This window comes from Streptomyces netropsis (assembly GCF_014203545.1).
Taxonomy (GTDB): domain Bacteria; phylum Actinomycetota; class Actinomycetes; order Streptomycetales; family Streptomycetaceae; genus Streptomyces; species Streptomyces netropsis.
In genome coordinates, this window is record NZ_JACHJG010000004.1 from 485,644 (window position 1) to 498,649 (window position 13,006).

Annotated in this window: 13 protein-coding genes; 5 read left to right on the forward strand and 8 right to left on the reverse strand. The window is 72.1% G+C overall.

Annotated features, from left to right (window positions below; genetic code table 11):
* Positions 1-18: 18 nt before the first annotated feature.
* Positions 19-234, reverse strand: coding sequence for an I78 family peptidase inhibitor (locus FHS38_RS13290; protein WP_184733722.1), 216 nt, complete (start codon positions 232-234; stop codon positions 19-21).
* Positions 235-792: 558 nt separating this feature from the next.
* On the opposite strand from FHS38_RS13290, the gene ctaD reads away from it, so the two are divergent.
* Positions 793-2,478: an aa3-type cytochrome oxidase subunit I gene (gene ctaD, locus FHS38_RS13295; protein WP_184733723.1), complete on the forward strand. Its 1,686-nt coding sequence runs from the start codon at positions 793-795 to the stop codon at positions 2,476-2,478.
* Here ctaD and FHS38_RS13300 read toward each other — a convergent pair.
* The 3 genes from FHS38_RS13300 to FHS38_RS13310 all read right to left on the reverse strand — a co-directional run bounded on the left by FHS38_RS13300 (position 2,366) and on the right by FHS38_RS13310 (position 5,716).
* On the reverse strand, positions 2,366-3,406 hold the full coding sequence (locus FHS38_RS13300) for a helix-turn-helix transcriptional regulator (RefSeq protein WP_184733724.1): 1,041 nt from the start codon (positions 3,404-3,406) through the stop codon (positions 2,366-2,368). The two genes, ctaD and FHS38_RS13300, sit on opposite strands and share 113 nt — an antisense overlap.
* 85 nt (positions 3,407-3,491) lie before the next feature.
* Positions 3,492-4,469 (reverse strand): hypothetical protein, encoded by a 978-nt coding sequence (locus FHS38_RS13305; protein WP_373301807.1) that lies wholly within the window; start codon positions 4,467-4,469, stop codon positions 3,492-3,494.
* A complete protein-coding gene (locus FHS38_RS13310) occupies positions 4,469-5,716 on the reverse strand; it encodes a glycosyltransferase family 4 protein (protein ID WP_184733725.1) in 1,248 nt (415 codons plus the stop codon). The genes FHS38_RS13305 and FHS38_RS13310 overlap by 1 nt, the downstream gene beginning before the upstream one ends.
* Before the next feature lie 276 nt (positions 5,717-5,992).
* Here FHS38_RS13310 and FHS38_RS13315 point away from each other — a divergent pair, with 276 nt between their 5' ends.
* Positions 5,993-6,784, forward strand: coding sequence for a DUF8842 C-terminal domain-containing protein (locus tag FHS38_RS13315; RefSeq protein ID WP_184733726.1), 792 nt, complete (start codon positions 5,993-5,995; stop codon positions 6,782-6,784).
* Between the two features lie 140 nt (positions 6,785-6,924).
* Positions 6,925-7,251, forward strand: a complete 327-nt coding sequence (locus tag FHS38_RS13320; RefSeq protein WP_184733727.1) for a hypothetical protein — start codon at positions 6,925-6,927, stop codon at positions 7,249-7,251.
* A 198-nt stretch (positions 7,252-7,449) separates the two neighbouring features.
* On the opposite strand, the gene der is transcribed toward FHS38_RS13320, so the two are convergent.
* The 4 genes from der to FHS38_RS13340 form a co-directional block, all read right to left on the reverse strand.
* Complete coding sequence (der, locus tag FHS38_RS13325; protein ID WP_184733728.1) at positions 7,450-8,910, reverse strand: ribosome biogenesis GTPase Der; 1,461 nt, start codon at positions 8,908-8,910, stop codon at positions 7,450-7,452.
* A 68-nt stretch (positions 8,911-8,978) separates the two neighbouring features.
* Complete coding sequence (locus FHS38_RS13330; protein ID WP_184733729.1) at positions 8,979-9,686, reverse strand: lysophospholipid acyltransferase family protein; 708 nt, start codon at positions 9,684-9,686, stop codon at positions 8,979-8,981.
* On the reverse strand, positions 9,644-10,348 hold the full coding sequence (cmk, locus tag FHS38_RS13335; protein ID WP_184733730.1) for a (d)CMP kinase: 705 nt from the start codon (positions 10,346-10,348) through the stop codon (positions 9,644-9,646). Before cmk ends, FHS38_RS13330 begins: the two co-directional genes overlap by 43 nt.
* 154 nt (positions 10,349-10,502) lie before the next feature.
* The gene (locus FHS38_RS13340) at positions 10,503-11,588 is read right to left on the reverse strand and encodes a prephenate dehydrogenase (protein WP_184733731.1); all 1,086 of its coding nucleotides are present in this window, start codon (positions 11,586-11,588) and stop codon (positions 10,503-10,505) included.
* Between the two features lie 157 nt (positions 11,589-11,745).
* Here FHS38_RS13340 and FHS38_RS13345 point away from each other — a divergent pair, with 157 nt between their 5' ends.
* On the forward strand, positions 11,746-12,108 hold the full coding sequence (locus FHS38_RS13345) for a DUF952 domain-containing protein (RefSeq protein WP_184733732.1): 363 nt from the start codon (positions 11,746-11,748) through the stop codon (positions 12,106-12,108).
* Positions 12,109-12,160: 52 nt separating this feature from the next.
* Positions 12,161-12,895, forward strand: coding sequence for a nucleotidyltransferase domain-containing protein (locus FHS38_RS13350; RefSeq protein ID WP_184733733.1), 735 nt, complete (start codon positions 12,161-12,163; stop codon positions 12,893-12,895).
* Positions 12,896-13,006: the final 111 nt, after the last annotated feature.

Sequence of the window (13,006 nt, forward strand, 5' to 3'; positions counted from 1 at the left end):
CGGGTCCGCCGGACCCGGTCAGCCCTTCCAGCAGCGCCGTACGGTGTCGCCCTCGACCTCGAAGTTGAGCCGGCCCACCTGGTACTCCATGGTGATGATCGCGCCGGGCGGCAGCGCCCGGACGGTCGCCCAGCCGCGTTCCCGCGCCCGGTCGGCGGCAGCCGTGGCGTCGAGTCCCACGTACGCCTCGGGGGCGTCGTCGGGGTCCGTCGGAAGGTTCGGTAGAGGTGCCATGACAGCCACCGTAGGCGGCCGGGCGGGACCGGTGGAAGGCGGGGCGTGCCATGACCACATCCGCCCCACGTCCGCCACTGGTCACACTTCTGTTACAGAAAACTCGCGCCGGTTTGCCGTAACGCAGGTCACTCGTACGGGCCTTCTCATCTCCCGCACCAGGCCTTCCGGCGACTTCCGAGGGGAATTCACCAGGCCTTTTCCGAACGCCTCCCGAAACGCCCCCCGGGACGGTGGAACTTTCACCGGAAAGGCGCTTCGAAGTCATTACCCCGGGGTAATTCCCGGCCTTCGGAAGTGCGGGCCCGCGTCGAACGGAAGGAAGAATTCCGCCTGTCGGGCACACGAGTCCCGGGCACGTGTTTGAGAGGTCTCCCGCCCGGCCCGGCCGGGGCCGTTCGCGGCCCTCCGCCACCTCGCCCGGGGCCCGACGGAGACGGCCGGACGGTGGCCGACCGACACGCCGGACGCGTGAGGCACCCTCGCGCCCCGCCCCCGTGACGAGCATCATGACGGGTGCCCGAGGGCCCGTGTGAGCTGAAGCGAAGGGGTACGCGGATGGGGACCGACACCGCACAGGCGTCCGCCGGGCAGGTCCGGGAGCGGCACCGCGGGCGGATCGTCGTCGACTGGCTGTCGACCACGGACCACAAGAAGATCGGGCATCTCTATCTGATCACCTCGTTCGCCTTCTTCCTCGCGGGCGGACTGCTGGCCATGCTGATGCGCGCCGAACTGGCCCGCCCCGGGCTGCAGCTGATCAGCAACGAGCAGTTCAACGAGGCGTTCACCGCGCACGGCACGATCATGCTGCTGTTGTTCGCGACACCGGCCTTCGCGGGCTTCGCCAACGCGATCATGCCGCTGCAGATCGGCGCCCCGGACGTGGCGTTCCCGCGGCTCAACATGTTCGCGTACTGGCTGTATCTCTTCGGCGGTCTGATCGTGGTGGCCGCGCTGCTGTCCCCGCAGGGCGGCGCGACCTTCGGCTGGACCGGCTACGCGCCGCTCAACAGCATGGTCCGCTCGCCGGGTGTCGGCACGGACATGTGGATCATGGGACTGGCGCTCTCCGGTTTCGGCACGATCCTCGGCGCGGTGAACTTCATCACCACCATCATCGGGATGCGCGCCCCGGGGATGACGATGTTCCGGATGCCGGTCTTCACCTGGAACGTGCTGTTCACCTCGATCCTGATCATCATGGCCTTCCCCGTGCTCGCCGCGGCGCTGCTCTGCCTGGAGGCGGACCGGCGGTTCGGCTCGATGGTCTTCGAGGCGCAGAACGGCGGGACGCTGCTGTGGCAGCACCTGTTCTGGTTCTTCGGCCACCCGGAGGTCTACATCATCGCGCTGCCGTTCTTCGGCATCATCACGGAGATCATCCCGGTCTTCTCCCGCAAGCCGATCTTCGGCTATGTGATGCTGATCGGCGCGACCATGGCGATCACCGCCCTGTCGGTGGTGGTCTGGGCCCACCACATGTTCGCGACGGGCGCGGTGCTGCTGCCCTTCTTCTCCTTCATGTCCTTCCTCATCGCCGTGCCGACCGGGGTGAAGTTCTTCAACTGGATCGGCACGATGTGGCAGGGGTCGCTGTCCTTCGAGGCGCCGATGCTGTGGGCGACCGGCTTCCTGGTGAGCTTCCTCTTCGGCGGACTCACCGGGGTGATCCTGGCCTCGCCACCGCTGGACTTCCAGGTCACGGACTCGTACTTCGTGGTCGCGCACTTCCACTACGTGGTGTTCGGGACGGTCGTCTTCGCGATGTTCGCGGGCTTCTACTTCTGGTGGCCGAAGTTCACGGGGAAGATGCTGGAGGAGCGGCTGGCGCAGATCCACTTCTGGACCCTGTTCGTCGGCTTCCACCTCACGTTCCTGGTCCAGCACTGGCTGGGCGCCGAGGGCATGCCCCGGCGGTACGCGGACTACCTCGCGGCCGACGGCTTCACCGCGCTCAACACGGTGTCCTCGATCGGCGCGTTCCTGCTCGGGCTGTCGACGTTGCCGTTCCTCTACAACGTCTGGAAGACCGCGAAGTACGCTCCGAAGGTGGAGATCGAGGACCCCTGGGGCTACGGGCGTTCGCTGGAGTGGGCGACTTCCTGCCCGCCGCCCCGGCACAACTTCCTCACCCTGCCCCGGATCCGCTCCGAGTCACCGGCCTTCGACCATCACCATCCGGAGGTGGCGCAGCTGGCTGAGCCTTCGCCTCCGGTAGAGCCCGACCGAGCCGGTCCCTGACCTCCCGTATGCGGTCGTTCAGCTCCTCGGGTTCGCGTACCTCGAAGTCGAAGCCCATGAGCACGATGTGAACGACCATCACATCGAGGGTGTGCGCACCCGTACGCAGCAGACAGCTGTGCTCGTCGACCGCCTCCAGCACCCCGGCCATGGGCGAGACGCGCTGTGCCGCCTCCTCGAGGGGTACCCGCAGCAGCACGGTGGCCTGCTCGGCGTAGACGTTGGTGGAGACGCCCCGGGAGACGTACGCGGCCAGGTCCTCGGCGGGCGGTTGCCGGGGGGCGCAGCGCGGTCCGTGCGGCGGCGTGGGGGTGATGCGGTCGGCGCGGAAGGTCCGCCAGTCCGCGCGGTCTGTGTCCCACGCGACGAGGTACCAGCGGCGCTGGGCGTACACCAGCCGGTGCGGCTCGACGGTCCGCCGGGTGGCGCCGCCCCCGTGGTCGCGGTAGTCGAAGCGCAGTCGGTGGCTGTCCCGGCAGGCGTGGGCGAGCTCGGTGAGGACCTCCGCGTCGACGGCGGGCCGGCCGGGGCCGACGGGCATCGGCACGGTGAAGGCGTTCAGGGCGCTCACCCGGCGCCGCAGCCGTTCGGGCAGGACCTGTTCGAGTTTGGCGAGCGCCCGTACGGACGTCTCCTCTATGCCTTCGACGCCGCCGCTCGCCGCCGTCCGCAGTCCCACCGCGACGGCCACGGCCTCCTCGTCGTCCAGCAGCAGCGGCGGCAGCTGGGCGCCGGGGCCCAGCTGGTAGCCGCCGGCGGTGCCGGGCGCGGAGTGCACCGGGTAGCCCAGCTCGCGCAGCCGGTCGACGTCCCGCCGCACCGTGCGGGGCGTCACCCCGAGCCGCTCGGCGAGGTCCGGGCCGGACCAGTCGCGGTGGGCCTGCAAGAGGGACAGCAGGCGCAGCAGTCGTGCCGAGGTCTCCAACATGTGACCGAGTCTGCCAGCCGTCGAGGACAGCTACTGTCCTCGACGGCCCTCCTTCACGGTCGAAGGCCCCGGGGTGCCGACAGGACTACCGGGCGGCCGGGGGCCGCTCGTCGATCCGGACCGAAAGGTCGTTGTCGGCGGTGTAATACGGGCCGGCCTGGGCAGCCGCGTAGGGGGTGTCGATCGCGCGCGGCGGATAAGCAAAAATCTGCTGCTTGTCGACGACGTCGTCCAGGATGCGGGCGATCCGGACCGGGTCCGTGCCGTCCGGGCGGCGCAGCGTCAGATCCCAGACGTCCGGGCCGCCCCGCCACTCGGCGGCCGGTTCCGCGTAGGGCAGGGTGAAGGTGAAGTCCGGGCCGTCGGCGGTGAGCGGGGCGGTGACGACCAGCTCGGCGTCGCGGCGGCAGCGGGCCTCCACCACCGCGTCGGCGAGCCATGCCTCGGGGTCCTCGACCCGGTAGAGGACGCCGTGCACGGTCAGGCCGTCGTCGTCGAGGAGGATGTCCCCGGCCTCGGCGTGGGGGCCGCGCAGCCAGCTGCGCAGCGAGAGGTTGCCGTGCTTGGTCGCGTACGGGATGCGGACGGCGAGCGGCGAGGTGCTGGGGCCGGGTCTGCGGTCGACCAGCGAGCGCAGATCGAGCAGACCGGGCACGAGCCGCACCGGGACCTCGTCGCCCTGGGCGACGTGGACGTCCCAGCGGCCCTCGGGCAGCGCGACGGTGCTGGGCAGCACCGCGCGCAGCCGGCCGTCGCCGTTGGGGGTCAGCGGAAGGCGGACCTCTTCCGCCTCTTCGCCCCCGTCCCCCGCGCCGCCGGCCCGGCGGCGCAGGACGAGCGCGGCGGACCAGTGGTCCGAGGCGTCGGTGCGCTCGGGGGCGTCGAGGTCGAAGGTGAGTCCGCCCGCGGAGTCCGCGATGCAGTCGGCGGTGGGGTTGTTGCCCATGCCGAAGGCCAGGGGAGGGGCAGACACGGTGGCGGGCTCCTCGGGAGTGTCGGTCGGGTGGGGCTGCCCGGAACCGGCCGCGTCGGACGCGCCGGCGGGCTGGGCGGGAGACGTCATCAGGCACGCACCTTTCGCAGGGCGGACCGACTGGCGTCCTTGGCCTGGAACGCGCTGCTGAGCAGGGCGCCCCGGGTGCGGTGCAGCGAGCCGCGCAGGCCGCCGCGCCCGGTCAGGTCGGTGAAGAGCTCTTCGTAGCGCCCGGCGACCCGGGCCGGGTCGAAGCGGGCCGAGCTCGAGAGCGCCTCGCGGCCCATCCGCAGGCGCAGCTCGTCGTCGTTGATCAGCTTCAGCAGCCCGGCGGCTATCTTGTCGACCTTGCCGGTGGGTACCAGCAGACCGTCGACCCCGTTGTTGATGATCTCGCCGGGCCCGTGCGGGCAGTCGGTGGAGACGACGGGCAGCCCGCAGCGCATCGCCTCGACGATGGTCATGCCGAAGGATTCGAGGCTGGAGGTCACCGCGCCGATGGAGCCCTTGACCCACTCGGGGTCCAGGGGATTGGCGGGGCCCATGAGGAAGACGTGGTTGTACAGACCGCGCTTGTCGATCTGGGCGCGCAGCTTCGCGCGCTCCGCGCCGGCGCCGTAGATCCGCAGCCGCCAGTCGGGACGCTCGGCGACGACCTTCTCGAAGGCGCGGATCAGCACGTCGTAGCGCTTGGCGGGGGCGAGCCGGCCGGCGGCGACCACCCACTTGGCGCTGCCGTCCGCGGGGGCGAGGGCCGGGGCGGGGATGCTGTTGGGCACCGCCTCGACGCGCACGCCGGGCAGCCGCATCAGCTTGCGGTAGGTCGCGGCGTCCGCCTCGGTGACGGTGGTGACCGCGTCGAGCCGTGGGTAGTGCGTGCGCAAGGTCAGCTTGAGCTGCGGGGTGTGGGTGCTCAGCGTCAGATGCTCCTGGCCGACGCGGACCGGACCGCGCCGGGCCTGCTGCGCGATGTGCACGTTGAGGCCCGGGCGGGTGCCGACCACGACGTCGCAGTCGAGGCTCCCCAGGTGCTCCGCTATCCGCCGGTCGGTGAGCGCGCTGTACTGCTTGTAGCGGCCCTCGGTGGCGGGGAAGACGGAGGCGGGGCGCTCCTGCTCGGGGTCGTCGCCCTCGTAGCCCGGACTGCCCTTGCGCAGATCCACCAGGTGGCGCAGCCGCACCTTCGCGCTGGGGGAGAAGACGGGCTCCTCGCGATGACGGAAGACGGAGACGATCTCCACGTCGTGCTGCTCGGCGAGCGTGCTCGCGAGGTTGTACGTGGTGCGGATCGTGCCACCGATTCCGTACGCGTTGTGAATCAGGAATGAGATGTGCATTCGTCCCCGTATGCAGCCGTTTGCCGCGGACGTTACCAAGCAGCCCGCCTACTGAGAGGTTAGACCGTGGTGAGGGCTTCGAGGTTGGCCCTGATCACCAACTCGTTCTCGAAGTGATGAGGAATCGGTAGCGGATCCGGGGAACTTTTGGTGATCTTCCCCGAAAGCCGTCCCGGGGCCCGGCCCGGGCGTGACCCCTGCCCGGGATCGCCCGTTGTCTCGTTACGTGCCGGGAACCGCCCGGCACGTGACGACCCACGTTCCGAGGAGCCCCCCGTGCCGCGCATGCTCGACGTCAGCGACGACGTACGTGCCGAGATCGGTGACGAAGAAGCCGCCCGACTGCTCGGCGGTGACAGTGCCCCGGGCAGCTACGACTGCACCTCCTGCCGCACCCCCGGCCACACCGAGCGGGAGCGCACCAGCACCGTGCTCTTCGTCGGCGAGGAGACGGCCGTGCTCGCCTTCGCGCACGCCGCCTGCATCCCCTCCCAGGTCGTTCCCGTCTCCGAGGAACAGCTCCAGGGAGCGGTGCGGTCCATCACCGCAGCGAACGAGCAGAGCGCCCCGGCGCCGATCACCCCCGACAGCCCCCTCCAGGCCGAGCTGGGGGTGACCAGCGGGCTGCTCCTGATCGGCGGCGAGCTGCAGCCGGCGCTCGTCGTCGAGCCGCTCGTCCCCATCGCCCGCCCCGGCACGGACGGGCCGGTCGACGTCTTCCTGCCGCTGCTGATCGAGCAGGGCTTCACACCGGTCGCCGCCGTCGACCAGGTCCCGGCGCCCACCCCGGGCTGGTCGGTACTGCTGGCCATGGGCCAGCTGCACGCGGTCCTCCAGCCGGGCACCGGCGGCGGCACGCCCACCGCCTGGTGGCAGGCGCACCAGGCGATGCAGGTCGCCGCCGAGTGGCGGTCGGCCGTCAACAAGACACAGCGGGTGCTGGTCTTCGCGGCCCCGGTCGGCACGATCGGCCAGCAGCCGCGCGAGGACCTGCTGCGCGAGGCGCTCGACCGGGCCGCGGCGCGCGGTCAGCTGGTCGCGGCCGCGATGCCGCTCGCGGGCACATGATCAGCGGAATGCACCCCGCCCGCCACGTACCGGCGGGCCATTCGCGGTCGGGCCCGCATCCGACGGGCCACGGGGTCGTTGGCACTGATGTGTACACATACGATCCCGCATCCAGGACCTCGTACAACCACATCCCCGGCATGCGGCCACCCCGCGACGCCGCCCCGGACGCCCTCGCCGTCTCGGTCACGCCGATCTACGACGCGCTCTACTCCGAGTACCGCAGGTCGTTCCGGGCGCTCCCGGGCGACCGCTCGGGCGAGGAGGACCTGGGGTTCAAGGGCTTCGGCGCCCAGCACCGGGCGTACGGCGGGCAGAACTCCCCGGGCCAGTCCGGGCAGTCGTCGTACTCCGGGCAGTCGGGCTACACCGGTTCCTGGGACTCGTACTACGGGCGGCAGCGCGGCGGGCCGGTGCCCGCCGCGCTGCCGCCCGCTCCACGCGACAACCGGATGCGCGGCTTCTAGCCGGAACCGCGCGCCCCGGTCACTTCGCACGGCCGCTCGCGCGCCCGTCCGGAACCGCTTCGCCCGGGTCCCGGCCGGGTCCGAGGCGAAGCGCGCCCCACTTGCCGTTACTTGTTACGACCGCGCTTCTCACGCACCCGTACCGAACCGTGCCGTCCCGGGGGCAACCCCCGGACCCCCGGCCGGTCCCGGCTCGCGTTACTTGTTACGACCGCGCTTCTCACGCACTCGGACCGAGATGTGGATCGGCGTGCCCTCGAAGCCGAACTCCTCGCGCAGACGGCGCTCGATGAAGCGGCGGTAGCCGGCCTCCAGGAAGCCGGAGGCGAAGAGCACGAACCGCGGCGGGCGGGTGCCCGCCTGGGTGCCGAACAGGATGCGGGGCTGCTTGCCGCCACGGATCGGGTGCGGGTGCGAGGCGACGATCTCACCGAGGAAGGCGTTGAGCCGCCCGGTCGGGATGCGCGTCTCCCACCCGGCCAGGGCGGTCTCGATCGCCGGGACGAGCTTCTCCATGTGGCGACCGGTCGCCGCCGAGACGTTGACCCGCGGGGCCCACGTGATCTGCCCGAGCTCGGTCTCGATCTCGCGCTCGAGGTAGTAGCGGCGCTCCTCGTCCAGCGTGTCCCACTTGTTGAACGCCACGACCATCGCCCGGCCGGCGTCGACGGCCATCGTGATGATCCGCTGGTCCTGGACGCTGATGGACTCGCTCGCGTCGATCAGGATGACCGCGACCTCGGCCTTCTCCACGGCGGCCGCGGTACGCAGCGAGGCGTAGTAGTCGGCGCCCTCCTGGAGGTGGACTCGGCGGCGGATGCCGGCGGTGTCCACGAACTTCCAGGTCACGCCGCCCAGCTCGATCAGCTCGTCGACCGGGTCGCGGGTGGTGCCGGCCAGCTCGTTGACGACGACCCGCTCCTCGCCCGCCACCTTGTTCAGCAGCGAGGACTTGCCGACGTTCGGGCGGCCGATCAGGGCGATCCGGCGCGGACCGCCGACCGTGGCACCGAAGGTCTGGGCCGGGGCCTCGGGCAGCGCCTCGAGGACGGCGTCCAGCATGTCGCCGGTGCCGCGGCCGTGCAGGGCGGAGACCGGGTGCGGCTCGCCGAGGCCCAGCGACCACAGCATCGCGGCGTCGGCCTCGGCGGACGGGCCGTCGACCTTGTTGGCGCAGAGCACGACGGGCTTGCCGGCCCGGCGCAGCAGCTTGACGACGGCCTCGTCGGTGTCGGTCGCGCCGACCGTGGCGTCCACGACGAAGACCACCGCGTCGGCGGCCTCGATGGCGAACTCGGCCTGGGCGGCGACGGAGGCGTCGAGGCCCAGCACGTCCTGCTCCCAGCCGCCGGTGTCGACGACCTTGAAGCGGCGGCCGGCCCATTCGGCCTCGTACGTCACACGGTCACGGGTGACGCCGGGCTTGTCCTGGACGACGGCCTCGCGGCGGCCGATGATGCGGTTCACCAGCGTCGACTTACCGACGTTGGGGCGGCCGACCACGGCGAGGCGGGGCAGCGGCCCGTGCCCGGCGGCGGCGAGTTCGCCCTCGATGTCCTCCGGGTCGAAGCCTTCCTGGGCCGCGAGCTCCATGAACTCCGCGTACTCGGCGTCGCCAAGCTCACCGTGCTCGTCGCCGGAGTGGATCTGGTCGTTCATGAAGTCCGTTCCCTGTTTCTTTCGGAGTACTTCGTCATCGGTCGGGACCGCCTGTGCGGTCCCGCTACTCAAGTCTCGTCGTTGCTGCGGCCGGTCAGCCGCTTGGCGTCCGCCAGGTGTGCGGCGAGCCGCCCCTGGATGCGGGTCGTCGCCGCGTCCAGCGCCGCGCGGGTGCGCCTGCCGCTGCCGTCGCCCGCCTCGAAGGGGTCACCGAAGACCACGTCGACGCGGCTGCGCAGCGGCGGCAGGCCCGGTATCGCCCGGCCGCGCCGCTCGGCGCTGCCCAGCACCGCGACCGGCACGATCGGTGCGCCGGAGCGCACCGCGAAATAGGCGAGCCCGGCGCGCAGCGACGCGAAGTCGCCCTCGCCCCGGGTGCCCTCGGGGAAGATCCCCAGCACGCCGCCGCGCTCCAGCACGCCCAGCGCGTCGGTGATCGCGGCCCGGTCGGCCGTCGTCCGGTCCACCTTCAGCTGGCCGATCCCGCGCAGGAACGGGTCCAGCGGGCCGACGAACGCCTCCCGCTTGATCAGGAAGTGCACCGGCCGGGGCGCGGTGCCCATCACCATCGGACCGTCGATGTTGTGGGAGTGGTTGACGGCCAGCACGACGGGCCCCGCGGCGGGCACCCGCCAGGCACCCAGCACACGCGGCTTCCACAGCCCGTACATGAGCCCGATGCCGATCCGCCGGCCGACGGCGGCACCGGGCTCGGAGCCCGTCACCGAACCCGTCACGCGGCCGCCCGCTTCTCCTCGACCAGGGTGACGACGCACTCGATGACCTGGTCGAGAGTCAGCTCGGTGGTGTCCACCTCGACGGCGTCGGCCGCCTTCGCCAGCGGCGAGGTCTTGCGGCCCGAGTCGGCGGCGTCCCGCTTGATCAGGGCGGCCTGGGTGGCGGCCAGGTCGGTGGCCTCCTTGCCCTTCAGCTCGCCGCTGCGGCGGGCGGCGCGGGCCTCGGCGGAGGCGGTGAGGAAGATCTTGAGGTCGGCGTCCGGCAGCACGGTGGTGCCGACGTCGCGGCCCTCGACCACGATGCCGTGCGGCGCCTCGGCGGCGATCGCGCGCTGCAGCTCGGTCAGCCGGGTCCGCACCTCGGGCACCGCGCTGACGGCGCTGACCGCGGCGGTGACCGCCTGGGTGCGGATGGGCGCGGCCGCGTCGGCCCCGTCGACCGTGATGGTCGGCGCCGAGGGGTCGGTGCCGGAGATGATCTCGGGCTTGCCGGCGGCGTCGGCGACGGCCTCGGCGTCGTTCACGTCGATGCCGTTGTTCAGCATCCACCAGGTGATCGCCCGGTACTGGGCGCCGGTGTCCAGGTAGCGCAGCCCGAGCTTGGCGGCCACGGCCTTGGAGGTGCTGGACTTGCCCGTGCCGGAGGGGCCGTCGATGCCGACAATCACTGCTGCCGGTACGGTCCGGGCGGCGGTTTCCACGGTGTCAGACACCTTCCTCAAGCACAGGGCGGGAAAATTTTTGCGGTACGGGCCCGAGAGAGCCTCCGGTCAAGGTTACTGGCTCCCCGGACCGCCCCGCGCAGCCGATGGTCTCCGGCCCCCGCCGTAGGGCCCCTGCCGACGGGCGGCGGCCCTACTGCCGGATCGACCAGCCCCGCTCCCGCAGCGCCGCCGTGAGGCCCGGAGCCATGGTCGGCTCGACCATCAGCTGGATCAGACCCGCCTGCTGACCGGTGGCGTGCTCGATCCGGACGTCCTCGATGTTGACGCCCTCACGGCCCGCGTCCGCGAAGATCCGGGCCAGCTCGCCCGGCTGGTCGCCGATGAGCACGGTCACCGTCTCGTACGCGGCCGGGGCGGCGCCGTGCTTGCCGGGGACCCGGGAGCGGCCGGCGTTGCCGCGCCGCAGGACGTCCTCGATGCCGGCCGCGCCCTCGTCGCGCTTGTCCTCCTCGGCGGACTGCAGGGCGCGCAGGGCCCGTACCGTCTCGTCGAGGTCACCGGCCACGGCCGCGAGGACGTCGGCGACCGGGCCGGGGTTGGCGGAGAGGATGTCGATCCACATCCGGGGGTCCGAGGCCGCGATCCGGGTCACATCACGGATGCCCTGCCCGCACAGGCGCACGGCCGTCTCGTCCGCGTCCCGCAGCCGGGCCGCGACCATGCTGGAGAGCAGCTGCGGGGTGTGCGAGACGAGCGCGACGGCCCGGTCGTGGGCGTCGGCGTCCATGACGACGGGGACCGCGCGGCACAGTGCGACGAGCTCGAGGGCGAGGTTGAGGACCTCGGTGTCGGTGTCCCGGGTGGGGGTGAGCACCCAGGGGCGGCCCTCGAAGAGGTCGGCGGTGGCCGCCAGCGGGCCGGAGCGCTCCCGGCCGGCCATCGGGTGCGTGCCGAGGTAGCCGGTGAGGTCGCAGCCGAGCGCCTCCAGTTCACGGCGCGGGCCGCCCTTGACGCTGGCGACGTCGAGGTAGCCGCGGGCGAGCCCGCCCCGGATCGCCTCGGCGAGGGTGTTCGCGACGTACGCGGGCGGTACGGCCACGATGACGAGGTCGACGGCCCCCTCGGGCGCCTCGTCCGTACCGGCGCCGAGGGCGGCGGCCGTCCGGGCCTGGGCGGGGTCGTGGTCCATGAGATGCACCTGGACCCCGCGGCCCGCGAGGGCGAGCGCGGCGGAGGTGCCGATCAGTCCGGTGCCGATGACGAGGGCGGTTCTCACTGGGCGATGTCCTTGCGGAGGGCGGCCGCGGTGGTGTGCGTTCGCGTGGTTCGTACGTGGATCATGCGTGTCCGCCCACCCTAGCCAGCCGTGCGGCGGCCCGTTCCCGGCGACCGCCCTCCGGGACGGGCGCGCCCGCGTCGGGTAGAACATGTCCATGATCTTCCACTTGGTTCCCCTGGACGACTGGCTGGCCGTGCCCGACCGCCCCTACTCCCCCGCCTCGCTGGCGACCGACGGCTTCGTGCACTGCTCCCCGGACGAGGAGACGACGCTCGCCGTGGCGTCCGCCTTCTACCGCGAGACCACCGGTCCGCTGATGGTGCTGCTGATCGACGAGCACAAGCTGGACGTCATGGTCCGCTGGGAGGCGGCGGACCCGACGCCGCCGCCCGGGGTGCCGGCGCAGACGCTCTTCCCGCACGTGTACGGCCGGATCAGCCGCGACGCGGTCGAGGGGATGATGGAGGTCCGGCGCGACGAGGAGGGCAAGGCGCTGGGCCTCGAGGTGTGGTCGTAGACCGTCGAAATCACGGTGACACGCAGGGGCGGGCCGGGGAACAATCGCGGCCATGCGCCCCTCCCCCGAAGCCTCGGCCACCGTCGACCCGTCCGTCACGGAAGGGCACGGGCTCGTCGCCCGGCACACGGTCTACGCCTGTGTGACGGGCTCGCGCGCCTTCGGGCTGGCGACGGCGGCCAGCGACACCGACCGGCGTGGGGTGTACGCCGCGCCGGCACCGCTCTTCTGGCGCTTCGACAAGCCGCCGACGCACGTCGACGGGCCGGCCGAGGAGCAGTTCTCCTGGGAGCTGGAGCGGTTCTGCGAGCTGGCGCTGCGCGCCAACCCCAACGTCCTGGAGTGCCTGCACTCGCCGCTCGTCGAGCGCGTCGACGACACCGGCCGCGAGCTGCTGTCGCTGCGGGAGGCGTTCCTCTCCCGCCGGGCCCACCAGTCCTTCACCGGCTACGCCACCGCCCAGCGCCGCAAGATCGATGCCGATCTGCGCACCCACGGCGCGCCCCGCTGGAAGCACGCCATGCATCTGCTTCGCCTCCTGACGAGCGGGCGCGATCTGCTGCGTACGGGCGTGCTGACCCTCGATGTGGGCGAGGAGCGCGAGCGGCTGCTGGCCGTCAGGCGCGGAGAGGTGGGGTGGCCGGAGGTCGCGGCCTGGATGGACCGGCTGCGGGCCGAGACCGATGCCGCGACGGACCGGACCCCGCTGCCGCCCGAGCCGGACCGCGCCCGCGTCGAGGACTTCCTCGTCCGCGTGCGCCGCGCCTCGGCCGGGGTGGTGGGGTGACCACCGCGGGGCCGTCTCGAACGCCGGACGGGCTTGATGTGGCGAGCTCGGCCACATCAAGCCCGTCCGGCGTTTGAGGACGCGCCGCAGGCGGCCAGACGTCCAGCAGAG

Excerpts from the sequence above, each read along its gene's own strand:
- FHS38_RS13350 (WP_184733733.1), top strand. The coding sequence starts at position 12,161 with ATGCGCCCCTCCCCCGAAGCCTCGGCCACCGTCGACCCGTCCGTCACG.
- FHS38_RS13345 (WP_184733732.1), top strand. The coding sequence starts at position 11,746 with ATGATCTTCCACTTGGTTCCCCTGGACGACTGGCTGGCCGTGCCCGAC.
- FHS38_RS13305 (WP_373301807.1), bottom strand. The coding sequence starts at position 4,469 with ATGACGTCTCCCGCCCAGCCCGCCGGCGCGTCCGACGCGGCCGGTTCC.
- FHS38_RS13310 (WP_184733725.1), bottom strand. The coding sequence starts at position 5,716 with ATGCACATCTCATTCCTGATTCACAACGCGTACGGAATCGGTGGCACG.
- ctaD (WP_184733723.1), top strand. The coding sequence starts at position 793 with ATGGGGACCGACACCGCACAGGCGTCCGCCGGGCAGGTCCGGGAGCGG.
- FHS38_RS13300 (WP_184733724.1), bottom strand. The coding sequence starts at position 3,406 with ATGTTGGAGACCTCGGCACGACTGCTGCGCCTGCTGTCCCTCTTGCAG.
- der (WP_184733728.1), bottom strand. The coding sequence starts at position 8,910 with ATGAACGACCAGATCCACTCCGGCGACGAGCACGGTGAGCTTGGCGAC.
- FHS38_RS13290 (WP_184733722.1), bottom strand. The coding sequence starts at position 234 with ATGGCACCTCTACCGAACCTTCCGACGGACCCCGACGACGCCCCCGAG.
- FHS38_RS13320 (WP_184733727.1), top strand. The coding sequence starts at position 6,925 with ATGCGGCCACCCCGCGACGCCGCCCCGGACGCCCTCGCCGTCTCGGTC.